At 65.7% G+C, this 17,816-nt stretch carries 21 protein-coding genes; 3 read left to right on the forward strand and 18 right to left on the reverse strand.

Annotation, left to right across the window (positions count from 1 at the left end):
* Positions 1 to 170: 170 nt before the first annotated feature.
* The 5 genes from GWI72_RS18050 to trmD all read right to left on the reverse strand — a co-directional run bounded on the left by GWI72_RS18050 (position 171) and on the right by trmD (position 5,944).
* Entirely contained in the window at positions 171 to 1,619 is a 1,449-nt protein-coding gene (locus GWI72_RS18050; RefSeq protein WP_161709552.1) for a pilus assembly protein TadG-related protein, read from the reverse strand.
* Positions 1,620 to 1,761: 142 nt separating this feature from the next.
* Positions 1,762 to 2,319, reverse strand: a complete 558-nt coding sequence (locus GWI72_RS18055) for an HNH endonuclease (RefSeq protein ID WP_161677576.1) — start codon at positions 2,317 to 2,319, stop codon at positions 1,762 to 1,764.
* 413 nt (positions 2,320 to 2,732) lie between these two features.
* Positions 2,733 to 4,145: a 3-isopropylmalate dehydratase large subunit gene (gene leuC / locus GWI72_RS18060; protein ID WP_161677575.1), complete on the reverse strand. Its 1,413-nt coding sequence runs from the start codon at positions 4,143 to 4,145 to the stop codon at positions 2,733 to 2,735.
* A 309-nt stretch (positions 4,146 to 4,454) separates the two neighbouring features.
* Positions 4,455 to 4,916 (reverse strand): 50S ribosomal protein L19, encoded by a 462-nt coding sequence (gene rplS / locus GWI72_RS18065; protein ID WP_161677574.1) that lies wholly within the window; start codon positions 4,914 to 4,916, stop codon positions 4,455 to 4,457.
* A gap of 275 nt (positions 4,917 to 5,191) precedes the next feature.
* On the reverse strand, positions 5,192 to 5,944 hold the full coding sequence (trmD, locus tag GWI72_RS18070) for a tRNA (guanosine(37)-N1)-methyltransferase TrmD (protein ID WP_161709553.1): 753 nt from the start codon (positions 5,942 to 5,944) through the stop codon (positions 5,192 to 5,194).
* Positions 5,945 to 6,155: 211 nt separating this feature from the next.
* Between trmD and GWI72_RS18075 the strand changes: the two genes are divergently transcribed.
* Positions 6,156 to 6,674: a VanZ family protein gene (locus GWI72_RS18075; RefSeq protein ID WP_161677572.1), complete on the forward strand. Its 519-nt coding sequence runs from the start codon at positions 6,156 to 6,158 to the stop codon at positions 6,672 to 6,674.
* Here GWI72_RS18075 and rimM read toward each other — a convergent pair.
* From rimM to ffh, 4 genes are read right to left on the reverse strand one after another with little or no spacing between them, the layout of a single operon-like run.
* Positions 6,620 to 7,177 (reverse strand): ribosome maturation factor RimM, encoded by a 558-nt coding sequence (gene rimM, locus GWI72_RS18080; protein WP_161709554.1) that lies wholly within the window; start codon positions 7,175 to 7,177, stop codon positions 6,620 to 6,622. The two genes, GWI72_RS18075 and rimM, sit on opposite strands and share 55 nt — an antisense overlap.
* A 60-nt stretch (positions 7,178 to 7,237) precedes the next feature.
* Complete coding sequence (gene rpsP / locus GWI72_RS18085) at positions 7,238 to 7,606, reverse strand: 30S ribosomal protein S16 (RefSeq protein WP_161677570.1); 369 nt, start codon at positions 7,604 to 7,606, stop codon at positions 7,238 to 7,240.
* A gap of 19 nt (positions 7,607 to 7,625) precedes the next feature.
* Positions 7,626 to 7,910 (reverse strand): chorismate mutase, encoded by a 285-nt coding sequence (locus GWI72_RS18090; RefSeq protein WP_208995966.1) that lies wholly within the window; start codon positions 7,908 to 7,910, stop codon positions 7,626 to 7,628.
* A gap of 53 nt (positions 7,911 to 7,963) precedes the next feature.
* On the reverse strand, positions 7,964 to 9,544 hold the full coding sequence (gene ffh / locus GWI72_RS18095; protein WP_161677568.1) for a signal recognition particle protein: 1,581 nt from the start codon (positions 9,542 to 9,544) through the stop codon (positions 7,964 to 7,966).
* 484 nt (positions 9,545 to 10,028) lie between these two features.
* Here ffh and GWI72_RS18100 point away from each other — a divergent pair, with 484 nt between their 5' ends.
* Entirely contained in the window at positions 10,029 to 10,412 is a 384-nt protein-coding gene (locus GWI72_RS18100; protein ID WP_161709556.1) for a VOC family protein, read from the forward strand.
* A gap of 259 nt (positions 10,413 to 10,671) precedes the next feature.
* Positions 10,672 to 12,114, forward strand: coding sequence for a TrkH family potassium uptake protein (locus GWI72_RS18105; protein ID WP_161709557.1), 1,443 nt, complete (start codon positions 10,672 to 10,674; stop codon positions 12,112 to 12,114).
* Positions 12,115 to 12,123: 9 nt separating this feature from the next.
* Here GWI72_RS18105 and ureG read toward each other — a convergent pair whose 3' ends face one another.
* Genes ureG through GWI72_RS18150 form a run of 9 tightly spaced genes read right to left on the reverse strand, consistent with a single transcriptional unit; the run spans position 12,124 to position 17,812 of the window.
* Positions 12,124 to 12,741: an urease accessory protein UreG gene (gene ureG / locus GWI72_RS18110; protein ID WP_161677565.1), complete on the reverse strand. Its 618-nt coding sequence runs from the start codon at positions 12,739 to 12,741 to the stop codon at positions 12,124 to 12,126.
* Positions 12,738 to 13,508 (reverse strand): urease accessory protein UreF, encoded by a 771-nt coding sequence (locus GWI72_RS18115; RefSeq protein ID WP_161677564.1) that lies wholly within the window; start codon positions 13,506 to 13,508, stop codon positions 12,738 to 12,740. Before GWI72_RS18115 ends, ureG begins: the two co-directional genes overlap by 4 nt.
* 8 nt (positions 13,509 to 13,516) lie before the next feature.
* Positions 13,517 to 14,134, reverse strand: a complete 618-nt coding sequence (locus GWI72_RS18120) for an urease accessory protein UreE (RefSeq protein ID WP_348272718.1) — start codon at positions 14,132 to 14,134, stop codon at positions 13,517 to 13,519.
* Positions 14,131 to 14,733: a glutathione S-transferase family protein gene (locus GWI72_RS18125; RefSeq protein WP_161677563.1), complete on the reverse strand. Its 603-nt coding sequence runs from the start codon at positions 14,731 to 14,733 to the stop codon at positions 14,131 to 14,133. Before GWI72_RS18125 ends, GWI72_RS18120 begins: the two co-directional genes overlap by 4 nt.
* Positions 14,734 to 14,787: 54 nt before the next feature.
* Entirely contained in the window at positions 14,788 to 16,500 is a 1,713-nt protein-coding gene (gene ureC / locus GWI72_RS18130) for an urease subunit alpha (RefSeq protein WP_161709558.1), read from the reverse strand.
* 49 nt (positions 16,501 to 16,549) lie between these two features.
* A complete protein-coding gene (locus GWI72_RS18135; protein WP_244314406.1) occupies positions 16,550 to 16,951 on the reverse strand; it encodes a lysozyme inhibitor LprI family protein in 402 nt (133 codons plus the stop codon).
* Between the two features lie 59 nt (positions 16,952 to 17,010).
* Positions 17,011 to 17,316, reverse strand: coding sequence for an urease subunit beta (locus tag GWI72_RS18140; protein ID WP_161677560.1), 306 nt, complete (start codon positions 17,314 to 17,316; stop codon positions 17,011 to 17,013).
* Complete coding sequence (locus GWI72_RS18145; protein WP_161709560.1) at positions 17,313 to 17,501, reverse strand: LPXTG cell wall anchor domain-containing protein; 189 nt, start codon at positions 17,499 to 17,501, stop codon at positions 17,313 to 17,315. The genes GWI72_RS18140 and GWI72_RS18145 overlap by 4 nt, the downstream gene beginning before the upstream one ends.
* 8 nt (positions 17,502 to 17,509) lie before the next feature.
* Entirely contained in the window at positions 17,510 to 17,812 is a 303-nt protein-coding gene (locus GWI72_RS18150) for an urease subunit gamma (protein ID WP_161677558.1), read from the reverse strand.
* Positions 17,813 to 17,816 lie beyond the last annotated feature (4 nt).

Here is a 17,816-nt window from a genome sequence, read left to right on the forward strand (position 1 = left end):
CGACAGGTGTGTCGCGCTTCGCGCGGCTGATGTCTGGATCCCGGCTCGGCGCTTCGCTCACGCTCAGCTGGGCCGGGATGACGATAGAGGGTTTGTCATCAATCTCAGGCCCGCCGGCGAACCGGCGGGCCTTTTTCCTGCGGTGGCTTGCGCTGCCGCCGTTCCGGCGGTCATTTTGAAAGGTAGATCGACTGGATCTGGTTGGCGATCTTCTGGAAGGCCGAGATCAGGGCCTGTGAATTCGTCGCCTTGAAGTAGCTCGTGTTCGGATCAGTCGCGCAGTACTGCATGAGGGTTTCAGCATTGGAACTGGGTCCATTTGATCCCGCAAACAGAACTGTATAGATGTGAATGTCTTTTTCTTTCATCGCATCGCAAAGTCTGCGTGCTCTGACAGAGGGCTGATCATTGTATCCGGCATCGTGGAAGTACTGGCCTTGCCAATAGCTGTTGGTGCCGTTCAGACAGCCGCCGCCGAGCCAGCGATCTGGCAACCAGTAGAAACCATTCCTGCTGTCATGGAAGTTCCAGCCAGCCTCGGTTGAGTCAGACCTTTGCCCCCTGAAGTTGCAGGTGTTCCGGTTCATGGCGACGAGATCGTAGAAGTCGTTGAAGTCACCGTCAGTCATGATCAAGGCGACCTTCTTCAGCTTGTCCTTGCCGTAGCTTTCCGGATCGGAGGCTGAAGGCCAGAGGTTGGACCAGTTCGGAGACAAGGTGTACCAACCCCAGGCGATCCCGATCTGGCCGGCTGTTCCGCCCATCGCGACGAGCCCGTTGATTGCCGTTTTCAGGGCAGGCGCGTTTGCGGACAAGGGGCGCAGGGGCGATTGCGACGGGCATTTGGTCGTCCCGCCGCCAAAGAAGTTCGAGCTTTGGCCATTGAAGTTGTAGGTCGCGTCCGTGAACTTCTGCGGGCCCATGCGTTCTGTCACACAGGGGGTGTAGGGCGAATTGCCATTCTTCACGAGGGGGGCATACGTGCCGAGATTGACGCCCTGGCTGTAGGGGACGAGCGAAATCTTCACTCTCGAGTCCGACTCGCTCGTTTCCGGCGGAATGAGGATGTCGACCACGGAGGTTGCCGCAGTTCGCAGGGAGGCGATGTTGTTGTTCGTGTTCATCGACCCGGTGATGTCGAGAACCATCGCCAGCTCGACGTCGAACAGCGAGTAGGTCGACTGGGCCGTGACCGACACGGGGATGGTCTTGGGGCCGATGCCGCCCATGAAGATGAAGGTGGTCGGCACGTTTGCCGTTGCTGTCGCCTCGACGGTGCCTTCGACCGGGTCGATGGTGTAGACGAGGTTGCCCATGCTGACCCCTTCGAGGTTGAGCGAGGTCAGGTTGGACTGGAAGCTCTTGTTCAGGACATCGGAAATCTCCGCGTCCGTCATGATCTTCACCGACAGGTCGCGCGCCACCGCCAGCACCGCCGCATCGACGGCCGCAGCCACCCGGGCCCGGATCAGGATGGCCCGGCCGAAGTCCGTGCCGGCGCCGGCGACGACGATGAGGATCAGCAGCATGAAGCCGGCAATCGGCAGGAAGACACCGCGCGTTTCCACCGCGAACGCGTGTACAGTCTTCGCCAGGCGCGTCAGGGCAGGGGGAACCATTGCGTCACTCCAGACAGTCATCTGCGAGTGATAATCGTCAATTCCTCTTCCGAAACACTAAAATTCGACGCAAATGCCGACGACATCTGCGGCGTTGGTTGATGGCTGTTTAAGGAGATTTCATGCGGCCGGTTAAAGTCTGTTAAGGCTCCAGTTCCGTGTCCCAGTACAGGAAGTCAAGCCAGCTTTCGTGCAGGTAATTGGGCGGAAAGGCGCGGCCGTTGTTGTGCAGATCCTGGATCGTCGGCTGGAACGGCATGTGCATCGGCCACATGTCGAGCTGTTCGCAGCTCTTGTTGGCCTTGCGCAGGTTGCAGGGAGAGCAGGCGGTGATGACGTTGTCCCAGGTGGTCTGTCCGCCGCGGGAGCGGGGGATGAGATGGTCGAAGGTCAGGTCGTCCTTCGAGCCGCAATACTGGCACTGGAACTTGTCGCGCAGGAACACGTTGAAGCGGGTGAAGGCCGGGTAGCGCGAGGGTTTGACGAAGGTCTTGAGCGACACCACGCTCGGCAGCTTGAACTCGAAGGTCGGACTTCGGACCGCCGTGTCATAGACGGAGACGATGTTCACCCGGTCGAGAAAGACCGCCTTGACCGCGTCCTGCCATGACCAGAGGGACAGCGGGTAGTAACTGAGGGGCCTGTAATCCGCATTCAGCACCAGGGCCGGATGGGCGCCCGAGGGTACGGCAATCGTCACCTGCGGCTCCTTGCCATCGCAAACAGAACCGGCACCGGTACCCCGATACCGGGTACTACCTTAACTCGCTATTCATATAGTAGTGCCGAGGTGACAGTCTTGTGAAGCCCGTAAAACACATGCGGAATCGCGGAAAACCGCGCATGTCTCCTAGGGTAAAATCGATATCCATCTTATTGAATTAAGGGATGAATCAATCATTCCCGGCAAATGGTCGGGAGAAGTCGCTGCGGCATTTTTTCCACCGGCTTGCGTGCCTTGTCCGGCGTGCGGTCGGGGATTGCCGGGTCCCCGTGCCCGACCGGGTGCCACACCCGGTGCCTGACCGCGTATCTGATCCAGAGACTTGAAAACAAAGCAAAAGCCCCCGGCGATGCCGGGGGCCTGGGTGGTTCTGCGTCGGAGGCCGCGAATCAGGCCGTCTGCCACTCGCGAATGTCGACGAAGCGGCCAGCGATCGCGGCGGCGGCGGCCATGGCCGGCGAGACCAGATGCGTGCGGCCCTTGAAGCCCTGACGGCCCTCGAAGTTGCGGTTCGAGGTCGAGGCGCAGCGTTCGCCCGGCTTCAGCTTGTCCGCATTCATGGCCAGGCACATCGAGCAGCCCGGCTCGCGCCACTCGAAGCCGGCCGCCTTGAAGATCTTGTCCAGGCCCTCGGCTTCCGCCTGTTCCTTGACCAGACCGGAGCCCGGCACGACCATGGCCTTGACGCCGTCCTTCACCTTGCCGGTGCCGATGGCGGCGGCGGCGGCGCGCAGGTCCTCGATGCGGCCGTTGGTGCAGGAGCCGATGAACACGACATCGATCGGAATGTCGGTGATCTTCGTGCCCGGCGTCAGGCCCATGTAGTCCAGCGCGCGCCACTTGGACTTGCGGGTGTTCTCGTCGGCGATCTCGTCCGGGTTCGGCACGACGCCGGTCACGGAGACCACGTCCTCCGGCGACGAGCCCCAGGTCACGATCGGCGGCAGGTTGGCGGCGTCGAGCTTCACCACCTTGTCGAAATGTGCGCCCTCATCGGTGTGCAGCGTCTTCCAGTAGGCAATCGCCTGCTCAAGCGCTGCGCCCTTCGGAGCCTTCGGGCGGCCCTTGATGTAGGCGAAGGTGGTCTCGTCGGGGGCGATCAGCCCGGCGCGGGCGCCGCCCTCGATCGACATGTTGCAGATGGTCATGCGGCCTTCCATGGACAGCGAGCGGATGGCCTCGCCCGCGTATTCCATGACGTAGCCGGTGCCGCCGGCCGTGCCGATCTCGCCGATGATGGCGAGGATAATGTCCTTGGCGGTCACGCCGGCCGGGATCTTGCCGTCCACCTGGACCAGCATGTTCTTGGCCTTCTTCTGGATCAGCGTCTGGGTGGCCAGAACGTGTTCCACTTCGGAGGTGCCGATGCCATGTGCCAGCGCGCCGAAGGCGCCGTGGGTCGAGGTGTGGCTGTCGCCGCAGACAATGGTCATGCCCGGCAGGGTGAAGCCCTGCTCCGGGCCGACGATGTGCACGACGCCCTGGCGGTTGTCGAGCTCGCTGTAGTACTCGACGCCGAACTCCGCCGCGTTGGCGGCAAGGGTCTGCACCTGCAGCGCCGATTCCGGATCGTCGATGCCCTGGCTGCGGTCGGTGGTCGGCACGTTGTGGTCGACGACGGCGAGGGTCTTCTCCGGCTGGCGCACCTTGCGGCCGGTCATGCGCAGACCTTCAAAGGCCTGCGGGCTGGTGACTTCATGCACCAGATGCCGGTCGATGTAGAGCAGGGCGGTGCCGTCTTCCTGCATGTCGACGACGTGATCATCCCAGATCTTGTCGTAGAGGGTCCGCGCTTTCGTCATGGGAAACTCCTGAAACCTGGCCCGGGCTGCTCCTTGACCGCCCGAGGCGGCCGGTGCCCTTGTCGCGCTGCCGGACGGCGGTTGTTTGCCGCCTCCGGTCTTGCCCGATTCAATGCCTTGAACGCAGGGCAGGGGTCAAGTCTCAAGCGCGCCGTCATTCTTGAGCTTTGTTCAAGTCAGGCCGCACGGCCCGTCCCGGCGCGGCCTTCCGGCTTTGCGCGTCTGGTCCGGGCTTTTGGCCGGCGTTCCCGGCCCAAAAGAAAAGGGCGGCCGCGAGGCCGCCCTTCCGGATCGGGAATGCCGGTCCGATCACTCGGCCGAAGCGGCAGCCGCAGCAGCCTTTTCCGCAGCCGCGGCAGCCTTGGCGGCTGCGGCGTCGGCGCGGGCTTCCTCGTTGAGGCGCTTGGCGCGGGCGTTGGTGGCCTCGACGATACGGGCCGACTTGCCGCGACGGTCACGCAGGTAATACAGCTTGGCGCGGCGCACCTTGCCGCGGCGCACGACCTCGACGCTCTCGATCAGCGGAGAGCAGGTCGGGAACACGCGCTCGACGCCTTCGCCGTAGGAAATCTTGCGAACGGTGAAGCTCTCGTTGATGCCGCCACCCGAACGGGCAATGCAGACGCCTTCGTAGGCCTGCGTGCGGGTGCGGTTGCCTTCAACCACCTTCACGTTGACCTTGACGGTGTCGCCCGGGGAGAATTCCGGCAGCTTGCGGACGGCTTCGACCTTGGCCTGCTCTTCGGCGTTGATCTGTTCGATGATGTTCATGGCAGTTTTTCCTTGTCAGTTGCGCGGGCAGAGCGTCCGCTGGTCTCCGGTCAGGAAACCGCCGGACGGTAACACCGTCTTGGCCATGGCCTTGGATTTGGGCCCTGCATGGGGGCCTTTGACTTGGGCCGTGCGACGCCCGGCTGGCCCGGTTTCCCGGATCGCTGAACGTCTCGTTGGGTCGCGTCCGGCATGCACGAAGGCACACCATTGGCGAGGATCCAATTAATGCGTGCGCGGAGATACAGCATCCGCCGCGCGTTGTCATGCAGATTCTACGTCGAAGCGGGTGGATCCTGCCGTTTGCGCCGCGGCGGTCTGGGCGGTTTCGGCGGATGGGCGGCCAGATAGGCGTCCCAGAGATCCGGGCGTCGGGCCTGCGTCAGCGCCATGGCCTCGGCCAGGCGCCAGTCCGCGATCTTGCGATGATTGCCCGATGTCAGCACCTCGGGGATGCCGCGGCCCTCGAAATCGGCCGGGCGGGTGTAGTGCGGGTGCTCCAGCAGGCCGGTCTCGAAGCTTTCCGTCTCGCCGCTTTCCTGGTTGCCCATCACGCCCGGCAGCAGCCGCACGACCGCATCCAGCAGCGTGATGGCTGCAATCTCGCCGCCCGAGAGGATGTAGTCGCCGATGGAGACCTCTTCCAGCGCCCGTGCCTCGATCACCCGCTGGTCCACGCCCTCGAACCGGCCGCAGACGATGAGCGCCCCCGGACCGGCGGCCAGCTCCCGCACGCGCGCCTGGGTCAGCGGCCGTCCGCGCGGGCTCATCAGCAGGCGCGGACGGTCGTCGTCGGGGCGGGTCGCCGCGTCGATGGCGGCGGCGAGAATGTCGGCGCGCAGCACCATGCCCGCCCCGCCGCCCGCCGGCGTGTCGTCCACCGAGCGGTGGCGGTCGCTGGCATGGTCGCGGATCTGGCGCGTCTCGAGGGACCACTTGCCCTCCGACAGCGCGCGCCCGGACAGGCTCTGGCCGAGAGGGCCGGGAAACATGTCCGGGTAAAGGGTCAGGATCGTTGCGGCAAACATGGGTCGGTTCCGGGATCTGCTGCCGTTGCATAGGCGAGCCGCGGGAAAAAGGAAAGCGCGGGCGAATTGCAGACAATTTTACCGATTCTGGTCGGTATGATTTAACTATATGAAATCAAATGTGTTTTTCTGATACCGACGCTCCTTGCGCCTAACCTCGACTTAACCGCCGGCCGCCACTGTCGGGCCACGTTCAAGGAGACAGACCGCCGTGCCGTCCATCCGCTTCCCGCTTCCCGCCTTCATCCGCCGTCATGTCGAGGCCCATTACATCGACATTTCGCTGAGCCGCGTGCTGCCGCTCGGCGTGCTGATCGTGTTCGGACTGATGGTGGGGCTGGTGTTCAACCACGGCCTGCCGCATCCCTATGACAAGCTGCTGCATGTCACCTTCTACGGGCTGCTGACCTTCGCCATTCATGCCTTCTTCTGTTGCCGGCTGCGCATTTCCGCGCTGGTGGCCTTCGCCTTCGGCGTTGGCGGCGAGATCGCCCAGGCCTTCATCCCCGGCCGCGAGCCGTCGATGCTGGATGCGATTGCCAATGGCATCGGCGTGGCGCTGGTGGTGTTCGGGATCGCGCTGTGGCGCTCGGAACAGCGCCGGGCGGCCGCAGAGGCGGAAAACTATCAGCGCCTGATGGCGCGGGTCGAGCCTGTGCTCAACCGCAGCCGCTCTCAGTCGGCCCCGGCGTCCTCGTCGCCGTCGTCCCTGGCGCTGTCGGACAGGTAATCCGGCGGCAGGACGCAGGTAACCGTGCCGCCGTCCAGATCGACGGACGGCACGAAGGCCTGCGTGAAGGGCAGGAAATAGGACTTGCCGCTCGACGGGCGGATTTCCAGCAGGTCGCCTGCACCGAAATTCTGCACCGTGACGACGCGGCCAAGCGGTTCGCCGCTGTCGGTGACGGCCGTCAGGCCGATCAGGTCGGTGTGGTAGAATTCGTCTTCGTCCGGCTCCGGCAGGCGGTCGCGCGGCACGTAGAGCTCAAGGCCGTTCAGCGCCTCGGCGGCGTTGCGGTCGTTGATGCCCTTGAACTTGGTGATCACCACGGTCTTCTGCACGCGGGCTGTTGCCACCGTGAGGCGCCGGGTCCCGTCCGCCGTTTCCAGCGGTCCGTAGTCGGTAAAGGAGAGCGGGTCGTCGCCATAGGGCTTCACCCGCACCTCGCCGCGTATGCCGTGGGCGGCTCCCACGACGGCCATCAGGATCTTGTCCTGCGGAGCGCCGGTCATGCCGGGGCTCCTGTCCGGTCAGACCGGGAGGCCGATCGGGAAACCGCCCGCGCCATGGAATTACTCCGCGCCGGCAGCTGCAGCAGCAGCTTCTTCAGCCTTCTTCTTGGCGGCAGCGGCCTTCTCGGCAGCCTTCTTGCCCATCTCGCCCTTCTTCGGGTTGTTGCGGGCGTCGCGGGTCAGCAGGCCGGCGTCGTTCAGGAAGCGGTGCACGCGGTCGGTCGGGGTGGCGCCGTTCGCCAGCCAGTGCTTGATGCGCTCGATGTCGAGCACGACGCGCTCCGGCGACTCCTTGGCAACCATCGGGTTGTAGGAGCCGACCTTCTCGATGAAGCGGCCGTCGCGCGGGGCGCGGACGTCGGTGACGACGATGCGGTAGTACGGACGCTTCTTGGCGCCACCACGGGCGAGACGGATTTTCGTAGCCATTTTCAGTTTCTCCAGTCGTTCAGTTGCCGGTCTTCGCGGCAATGGCTTCATGATGCCGGATCACTTCCTTGACGATGAACGCCAGGAACTTCTCGGCAAAGTCAGGATCGAGGTTGGCGTCGACGGCCAGCCGGCGCAGACGCTCGATCTGAATCTGTTCGCGCGCCGGATCGGCCGGCGGCAGGTCGTGGGTGGCCTTCAGGTGGCCAACCTTCTGGGTGCACTTGAAGCGTTCCGCCAGCATGTGCACCAGAGCTGCGTCGATGTTGTCGATGGACGCGCGCAGGGCGCGCAGCTCCACCATCGCGGGGCTGTCGCCGAGCTGGGTGTCGGCGCCTGTCTTGTGGGTCTCGGACATCACTTCTTGCCCTTTCCAAAGCCGGGGAAGCCCGGGAAGCCACCGAGGCCCGGAAGCTTCGGTCCGCCCAGTCCGGGCAGGCCGGGAACGCCGCCGGGCAGGCCCTTGGCGGCGCCGGGCGCACCGGTTGCACCCGCGTCGGTCAGGCCCTTGAGCAGGTCACCGGCGCCCGGCACCTGGCCCGACTTCGCCAGCTGCTCCAGCTGCTTGGGATCGATGCTGGGCATCCCGCCGGCCATGCCGCCGCCGAGCATGCCCATCATCTTGCCGAGCATGCCCTTGTTCTTGCCCATCATCTTCATGACGTCGGCCATCTGGCGGTGCATCTTGAGGAGCTTGTTGACCTCGGCCACATCGACGCCGGAACCGGCAGCGATGCGCTTCTTGCGGCTGGCCTTGAGCAGGTCCGGCTTGCGCCGCTCGGTCGGGGTCATCGACTGGATGATCGCGACCTGGCGCTTGAACATCCGCTCGTCGATGTTCGCCGCTTCCATCTGCTTCTTCATCTTGCCGATACCCGGCAGCATGCTCATCATGCCGGACATGCCGCCCAGCTTTTCCATCTGCTTCAGCTGCTCGGCCAGGTCCTCCAGATCGAAGGTGCCCTTCTGCAGCTTGGCCGCCATCTTGGCCGCCTTTTCCGCGTCGATCGCTTCGGCCGCCTTCTCGACGAGGCTGACGATGTCGCCCATGCCGAGAATGCGGTCGGCGATGCGCCGCGGATGGAAGTCTTCCAGCGCATCGGCCTTTTCGCCGACACCGATCAGCTTCACCGGCTTGCCGGTGACCGCGCGCATCGACAGGGCCGCACCGCCGCGGCCGTCGCCGTCCATGCGGGTCAGGGCGATGCCGGTGATGCCGACGCGCTCGTCAAAGCTCTTCGCCAGGTTCACCGCGTCCTGACCGGTCAGCGAATCGGCGACCAGCAGGATTTCATGCGGGTTGGTCGCGGCCTTCACCTCGGCCATTTCCAGCATCAGCGCTTCGTCGATGTGGATGCGGCCGGCGGTGTCGAGCAGGACCACGTCATACCCGCCAAGACGGGCGGCCTGGATGGCGCGCTTGGCGATCTCCACCGGGCCCTGGCCGGCTACGATCGGCAGGGTGTCGACGCCGTTCTGCTCGCCGAGCACCTTCAGCTGCTCCTGCGCCGCCGGGCGGCGGGTGTCGAGCGAGGCCATCAGGACCTTGCGCTTGTCGCGGTTGGTCAGGCGGCGGGCGATCTTGGCCGTCGTCGTCGTCTTGCCCGAGCCCTGCAGGCCGACCATCATGATGGCGACCGGGGCGGGTGCGTTCAGGTCGATCGGCTCGGCTTCGGCGCCCAGCATGTCCACGAGCTGGTCGTGGACGATCTTGATGACCATCTGGCCCGGGGTGACCGACTTGACCACTTCGGCGCCAACGGCGCGGTTGCGCACCTTGTCGGTGAAGGAGCGGACGACCGGAAGGGCGACGTCGGCCTCGATCAGCGCGCGGCGGACTTCGCGCATCGCCTCGTTCACGTCGGCCTCGGACAGAGCACCACGCCCGGTGAGCTTGTCGAGAATGCCACTGAGGCGTTCGGACAGACTTTCAAACATGCGCGTGTCCTTCCGGGTTGCGACCTGACGTCCGGCACATGGGCCGGTGCCCCTCCATCTGGGGTGGCGCCGCGTCCTTCACCAGTCGCCCGCAGCGGGAAGACCCGCGCAAAGCAGTGTGGCACCCGAGGGCGCAACGCGCTGTCGGGTGTTGACCTCCGGGAGCTCTTTATACCTTTTCGGGTCCCGGTCGGCTGGCTGGAAGTGGCGTCACTTTCGTGAAGTTCGCGGGAAATACATCGGAATGCAGGCCGGAGTCAACAAAAGCCGTGGATCCTTCGCGGTCCGGGGGTGGCTGCCGTTGCCGGACGCCGCCTGATCTCCTCGGGCGATGTGAAATGTTCTGTTTTTGTTCGAGTTTCTGCGCTATGGTCCCCGACATCCGGAACGGAGAGCCGGGCAAGCCCGTGCGGCGGCTGACCCGCCCCCTGGTGGGGCATCATGCGTCGGCATCCTGGCGCCCAGGCATGACAGGGAGAATGAGATGGAGTTCTACGTGACGCTCGGGGCGCGGGATGTGGCCCTTTCGCATGCCTTCTATGACCGTGTGCTGGCCACCATCGGCTGGTCGTCGCATGCCAGCTTCCCCGGCTGGCGGGGCTATTCCGCCGCTGGAGCCGGCAAGGGCGCGACGGTGTGGATCTGTGAACCCCATGACGGTGCGCCCGCCACGGCCGGCAATGGCACCATGGTCGCCTTCCCGGCCGCGTCGCCGGCCGAGGTCGATGCCTTCTACCGCGAGGCCATGGCGCTGGGCGCCGCCGACGAGGGGGCTGCGGGTCCGCGTCCGCACTATGGTCCTGACTGGTATGCCGCCTATCTGCGCGATCCGACCGGCAACAAGATCGCCGTCGTCTTCAACGGTTGACCCGCCGTGCCCCGGCCAGGGGCCGGAAGCGATCCGGACGTGATGGGGCTGCAACGGTCGCCGGCTCACGATTTCCCGGGGCAGGGACCCCGGGGGAGGCGGGCGTTGCGGGGCTCAGGCTTGCATTTGCCGCCGGAACGGGGAACATGCGCGAAAGCAGGTGGGTGGGCGTCGCCGTCCGGACCTGTTTCCGATCTGATCCGCCTGGCCTCGCTCCGGCGCCGTGCTGCACGGTGCCGGATCTGGCGAAAGAGACACGATGGATTTTCGCGCCGTCATCCTGCCCATTGGCCGTCTGCTGATCATCATTGCCCTGTTCATGCTTCTGCCGGCCGGCGCCGATCTCATCGCGGGAGACGGTGACTGGACCGTCTTTGCCACCACGGCACTGCTGCTCGGGGTGGCCGGGGCGCTGATCTCCACCGCGCTGGAAGGGCACCAGTTCCAGTTCCGGCCGCGCGAGACTTTCCTGTTCGTCAATGCGGCCTGGCTCGTGTTCAGCTTCGCCGGCGCGATCCCCTTCTATCTGAGCGACGTCGGCCTGACCTTTGCCGAATCCTTCTTCGAGACCGCGTCCGGCCTGACGACCACCGGCTCGACGGTGATCACGGGGCTCGACAGCCAGCCGCCGGGCATCCTGCTCTGGCGGTCCCTGCTCAACTGGATCGGCGGCATCGGCATCGTCGTCATCGGCATCCTGCTGTTGCCAAGTCTGCGCATCGGCGGGTCGCAGCTGTTTGCCATCGAATCCTCGGAGAAGGTGAACAAGCCCTATGGCCGCGTCGAGCCCTTCGTTGCCCGCCTGCTGATGCTCTATCTCACGCTCAGCATCGCCTGTGCGCTTGCCTATTACGTGGCTGGAATGAGCGCCTTCGATGCGGTGAACTTCATGATGGGCACCGTCGCGACCGGCGGCTTCGCCACATCCGACAGTTCGATGGCCAAGTATGGCACCAACACCATGCTGTGGATCTCGATCGTCTTCATGATGATGTCGGCGATGCCCTTCCTCTTCTTTCTTTATCTCGCGGAAGGCCGACCGAATCCGCACAAGGGGCAGGTTTTTTTCTTCATCTGCCTGACAGCCCTGATCAGCTTCTGCGTCTTCCTCTCGATCAACGGCAGGGTCGAGGGCGATCCCTTCACGTTGCTGACGCGCGCCACGTTCAACATCGTCTCGGTCATCACCACGACCGGGTTTGCCGCCGGCGACTATCTGCTGTGGGGCAATTTCGCCATTGCGATGTTCTTCTTCACCACCTTCATCGGGGGCTGTTCCGGCTCGACCGCCGGTGGCTTCAAGATCTTCCGCATCCAGATCGTGCTGAGCGCCGTCCGTGTGATGCTGAAACGCGCGAGCCATCCGCACCGGGTCATCGAACCGCGTTACGCCGGCCGTCCCGTTCCGCCGGCGGTTCTTGAAGGCGTGCTCGTCTTTTCCGTGCTCTATACCGCCACCTTTGCGGTCTTTGCCATGATCTACATGTTGCTTGGCCTGGATCTGGAAACGGCGCTCAGCGCCTCGATCACCGCGCAGGCCAACGTGGGGCCGGGCATCGGGCCGATCATCGGCCCGGCCGGAACCTTTGCCTCGCTGCCGGACAGCGTCACCTGGCTGCTGGGCTTCCAGATGATCCTGGGCCGGCTCGAGCTGATGGGCGGGCTCTTGGTGTTCACGCCCTATTTCTGGTCGCAGCGCTGAGCGACCCGCTCAGGCTGCCAGTCCCCCCTTGCGCACGATGAAGTCGGCGATCTCGCCGACGCCCTTGCCCGCCTTGGTGTTGGCGAAGAGATAGGGCCGCTCCTTGCGCATGCGCTTCGCGTCCCGGTCCATCACCGACAGGTCCACCTCGACGTAAGGGGCCAGGTCCGTCTTGTTGATCACCAGCAGGTCGGAGCGGGTGATGCCGGGGCCACCCTTGCGCGGGATTTCCTCGCCGGCCGCCACATCGATCACGTAGATCGTCAGGTCTGCCAGTTCCGGCGAGAAGGTGGCGGCGAGGTTGTCGCCGCCCGATTCGATCAGGATCAGGTCCAGGTCCGGGAACGTCCGGGTCAGGTCATGCACGGCGGCCAGATTGATCGAGGCATCCTCGCGGATCGCCGTGTGCGGGCAGCCGCCCGTCTCCACGCCGCGGATGCGCTCGCTCGGCAGCGCCTGCGACCGCATCAGTGCCTCGGCATCCTCGCTGGTGTAGATGTCGTTGGTGATGACGGCGAGCGAGTAGCGGTCACGCAGCGCCTTGCAGAGCCGGTCGGTGAGTGTGGTCTTGCCGGCACCGACCGGGCCGCCGATGCCCACGCGCAGGGGGCCGTTGGGAGACGTCATGATCTGAACAACCTCGTGTACTGGGTTTCGTGGCGCATCGACGCGATGTCCGCGCCGAGCGCGGCGCTGCCGATGTCGGACAGGCCGCGTGTCCCGGCGTGCCGGGCCACCTCGGCCAGCACCGGTTCCAGCCGGTGCAGCACCCGCTGTCCGTCGGTCTGGCCAAGCGGAACGGCGCGGACGGTGGCCGAGATCAGGCTGGCGGCAAAGGCCTGAAGGTAGGCGGTGAGGGTGAGCGGGGCCGGGATGCCCCAGGCCGCTGCCGTCAGCCCCACCGCCACCGGGTAGGGCCAGGGCTCGACAGCGGCGTCCTGCGGCACCAGGCGGGCAAACACCGCGGCGCCGGCGCTGCCGGCCGTCGGGCACCAGGCCTTGCGGCAGGTGTCGAGGAATGCGGTGCCCTGCGCCGAGGTTTCGAGGAGCCGTTCCCGCGACGGTGCCAGCGCAAGGCCGAAATCGCGCGCCTCCAGCACGGCACTGTCGTCGCCGGCGCTGGCGGCCGCATGGGCCACCCGCAGCAGGATCGCGTCCGTCTGTCCGGATCCGTACCGGAACAGGGCGGTCAGATAGGCCTCCACATCGCCGGCCGAGCGCAGGTCGCCGTCCTCGATCACCTGTTCCAGTCCATGGCTGTAGGTGAAGGCGCCCACCGGGAACCCCGGCGAGAGCAGCGCCATCAGCCGGAAGAGGCTGGCGCTGGTCAGGCCAGCCTCCTCCGCGACCGGCTCGGCTGCCGGTCGGGATGTTTCACATGAATCAGGGGTCATCGGCCCGTTCACGATGCCTGTCCGTCCTTGTGCACCGGGTGCCCATGCCCGTGGTGATGGTCGTGCGCATGGTCATGATCGTGGTCGTGATGGCGGTGGTCCCGCCCATGCCCATGCCCGTGTCCATGGCTGTGCCCGTGCTCATGCCCGTGCTCATGGGCATGCGTGCGGCCGTGACCATAGGCGCCGCCCTCGGGATCGAAGGGGGCCGATCTGGCCTCCATCGTCCCGCCGAGCAGCTCGACCAGCGCCTCGATGACGTGATCGCGCCGGATGCGCAGGCCATTGTCCAGCAGCTGGGTCGGCAGATGCCGGTTGCCGAGATGCCAGGCGATGCGGACGAGCGCTGCCGGCGAGGCCGCCGTGATGTCCACCACATCCTCCGGCGCGGCCTGCACCTTGATCATGCGTCCGTCGTCCAGCTGCAGCCCGTCGCCATGGCGCAGCCAGGTCGCATCGGGCAGATCCAGCAGGAACTCCGTGCCGCCGTCCGTCGTCAGCACCGCCCGGCGGCGATGCCTGTCCTCGCCGTCGAGCGTGATCGTGTCCAGCGACCAGTCCGGCCAGGTGCCCGCCGGCCGCACCAGACCGGCGCGCAGCGGTCCCTTCGGTCCGCCCCCGGTCACTTCAGGGCCTCCGCCACCCGCTTGCCCATGGCACCATAGGCCGGGCGTTCGCGCAGCCGCTTGAAATAGTCGTAGAGCGGGCCGTCCTTCGGCATCGGGAACCTGGACATGGCCGCCCAGCCGCCGCAGTGGCCCAGGATCAGGTCGGGCACGGTGAAGGTGTCGCCCATGACATAGGGCTTGTCGCCCAGCCGCTGCGCCAGGGTCTCCATCGCCTTGCCGAATTCGCCCTGGCAGATCTCCTGCATCTGCGGGGCCCGGTTCTCGTAGAACATGCCCTGCTTGGCGGCGGTCCAGAGTGCGCCCTCGACCTCGTCGACGCAGAACTGGGTGAAGCTGTCCTGGATCGCCCGGTTCACGGTCCCGGCCGGGAATGTGCAGGCGCCGTGCTTGTCGGCCAGATACTGGACGATGGCGACGCTGTCGGTCAGCACCGCGTCGCCGTCAATCAGGATCGGGATCTTGCCGCCCGGATTGAGGGCCAGGACCTCCGGGCTGTGCGGCTTGGCCGGCACGATCTCGTAGGGCTGACCCAGTTCTTCCAGCATCCAGTAGATGCGCGCCGAGCGGCTGCGCGGATTGCCGATTACCTTGTACATGATGTGTCCGTCTCTCCCTGCGGGGTTGGCCCTGCGGCCAGGGTGTGCACCACCCTAGAACAGGAAGTAGCGCTGGGCCATGGGCAGGACATCCGCCGGCTCGCAGGTCAGCAGCTCCCCGTTCGCCCGCACCTCATAGGTTTCCGGATGCACCTCGATCACGGGCAGGGCGCTGTTGTGGATCATCGAGCGCTTGGAAATGCCCGACCGCGTGTTCTTCACCGGCAGCACGAGGCTGTCCAGGTCCAGCCGGTCCTTGATGCCATTCTCGTGCGCGGCCTTCGACACGAAGGTCACGCGGCTGGCCGTCATCGCCTTGCCGAAGGCACCGAACATCGGGCGATAGTGGACCGGCTGCGGCGTCGGGATCGAGGCATTCGGGTCGCCCATGGGCGCGGCGGCAATGGTGCCGAGCTTCAGGATCATGTCCGGCTTGACGCCGAAGAAGGCCGGTGACCACAGCACCAGGTCGGCCAGCTTGCCCACCTCGACCGAGCCGATGTGCTCGTCCAGTCCATGCGCGATGGCCGGGTTGATCGTCACCTTGGCGACGTAGCGCTTGACGCGCATGTTGTCGTTGTCGCCGGTTTCCTCGGGCAGGCGGCCGCGCTGGACGCGCATCTTGTGCGCGGTCTGGAAGGTGCGGATCAGGATCTCGCCGACACGGCCCATGGCCTGGCTGTCGGAGGAGATGATCGACATGGCGCCCATGTCGTGCAGGATGTCCTCGGCGGCGATGGTCTCGCGGCGGATGCGGCTCTCTGCGAAGGCCACGTCCTCGGGGATCGACGGATCGAGATGGTGGCAGACCATCAGCATGTCGAGATGCTCGTCGATGGTGTTGCGCGTGTAGGGCCGCGTCGGGTTGGTGGAGGAGGGGATCACATTGGCCTCGCCCACCACCTTGATGATGTCCGGCGCATGGCCGCCGCCCGCACCCTCGGTGTGGAAGGCGTGGATGGTGCGGCCGCGGAAGGCGGACTTGGTGTTTTCCACGAAGCCGCTCTCGTTCAGCGTGTCCGTGTGGATCATCACCTGCACGTCGTATTCGTCGGCCACCGCAAGGCAGGTGTCGATCGCGGCCGGCGTCGTGCCCCAGTCCTCATGCAGCTTGAGGGCGCAGGCCCCGGCGAGGATCTGTTCCTCCAGCGCGGCCGGCAGCGAGGCATTGCCCTTGCCGGCAAAGGCGAGGTTCATGGGGAAGCTGTCGGCGGCCTGCAGCATGCGCGCCAGGTGCCAGGGTCCGGGGGTGCAGGTGGTGGCGTTGGTGCCGGTTGCCGGGCCCGTGCCGCCGCCCAGCATGGTGGTGACACCCGACATCAGCGCCTCGTCGATCTGCTGCGGGCAGATGTAGTGGATGTGCACGTCCAGCGCGCCGGCCGTCAGGATGCGTCCTTCCCCGGCGATCACTTCCGTGCCCGGCCCGACGATGATCGTCACGCCCGGCTGCACGTCCGGATTGCCCGCCTTGCCGATCCCTGCGATCCGCCCGTCCTTGAGGCCGACATCGGCCTTCACGATGCCCCAGTGGTCGATGATCAGCACGTTGGTGATCACCGTGTCCACCGCGCCGGCCGAGCGCGGGTGCTGCGACTGGCCCATGCCGTCGCGGATCACCTTGCCGCCGCCGAACTTCACCTCCTCGCCATAGATGGTGAAATCCTTCTCCACCTCGATGATCAGGTCGGTGTCGGCCAGGCGCAGCCGGTCGCCGGTGGTGGGACCGAACATGTCGGCATAGGCAGCGCGGGACATCTTGAACGGCATCGGGGTTCCTCGCGTGTCGCGGTTCGGGTCGTCAGGGCGCCGGCGGGTGTCAGTTGGACCCGAGCGCGTCGGTCAGTTCGGTGAGCTCGGACATGCGCTGCCGCGTCATGTCAGCCCGGCAGGCATAGATCAGCATCGGTTCCAGCGTGCCGCCACGGGCCGTGAAGCCGTAGGCGTCGCAGGCCTTGTCGCGGTAGGCGACCCAGGTGCGCTGGGCGTCGCGCAGGGCCATCTCGGCACCCACGAGGTCCGGCGTCACCTCTTTCAGCGTGACGTCCGTCGCCTTCGCCGCAGTGATCGCCTTCTTGTAGATGGCGTTCAGGTCCTTGTCGGCTGCCATCCAGTCCTGTTCGGCGCAATAGGTCAGCTCGATCTGCGCCTCAGCCTTCGCGCAGTCGATGGTGTCCTGTGCGAAGGCCGGAGCAACGAAGAGGAAGGCGTGACCGGTCAACAGGCACGCTGCCGCGCCCGGCAGCCGGGAACCGGATAGGAAAAACTGGCGTATCCGCATCACAGCGGCCCCATGATCTTCTGATTGAAGCCGTAGACGATGCGGTCGCCGCGATAGGGCACCAGACGCACCCGCTTCGTCTGCCCCGGCTCGAACCGCACCGCGGTGCCCGCCGGAATGTCCAGCCGCAGGCCACGGGCGGCCTCCCGGTCGAAGCTCAGGCCGCCGTTGGTCTCGGCGAAATGGTAATGGCTGCCCACCTGGATCGGCCGGTCGCCGGTGTTGGCCACGTCCAGCTCGGTTGACGGCTGGCCCGCATTCAGTTCGATGTCACCATCGGCGGGGAAGAGTTCTCCCGGGATCATTTCTTCATCTCCTTGCGACGGCGGATGAAACCGACCACTCCGCCCAGAACGAGGCCGGCGATGGCGACGCCGATCACCGTCGGCGTAAACAGCGTTTCCCCCTGTCCGGTCGTCACCCCGGTCTCTTGCGCGAAGGCCGGAGTTGAGACGAGGGCGGCAAGAGAGAGGCTCTGCATCCGTGTCATGGGTGCCCCTATCGGATCGGCTGGTGCACGGTGACGAGCTTCGTTCCATCGGGGAACGTTGCCTCCACCTGCACGTCGTGGATCATCTCGGCGATGCCCGGCATGACCTGCTCGCGGGTCAGCACATGCGCGCCGGCCTCCATCAGCTCGGCCACGGTCCGCCCGTCGCGCGCACCCTCGACAACGAAGTCGGTGATCAGGGCAATGGCCTCGGGATGGTTCAGCTTCACGCCGCGGTCCAGCCGCCGTCGCGCCACCATGGCGGCCATGGCGATCAGCAGCTTGTCCTTCTCGCGCGGGGTCAGGTTCACCGGT

The organism is Pannonibacter sp. XCT-53, assembly GCF_009915765.1.
Lineage (GTDB): Bacteria > Pseudomonadota > Alphaproteobacteria > Rhizobiales > Stappiaceae > Pannonibacter > Pannonibacter tanglangensis.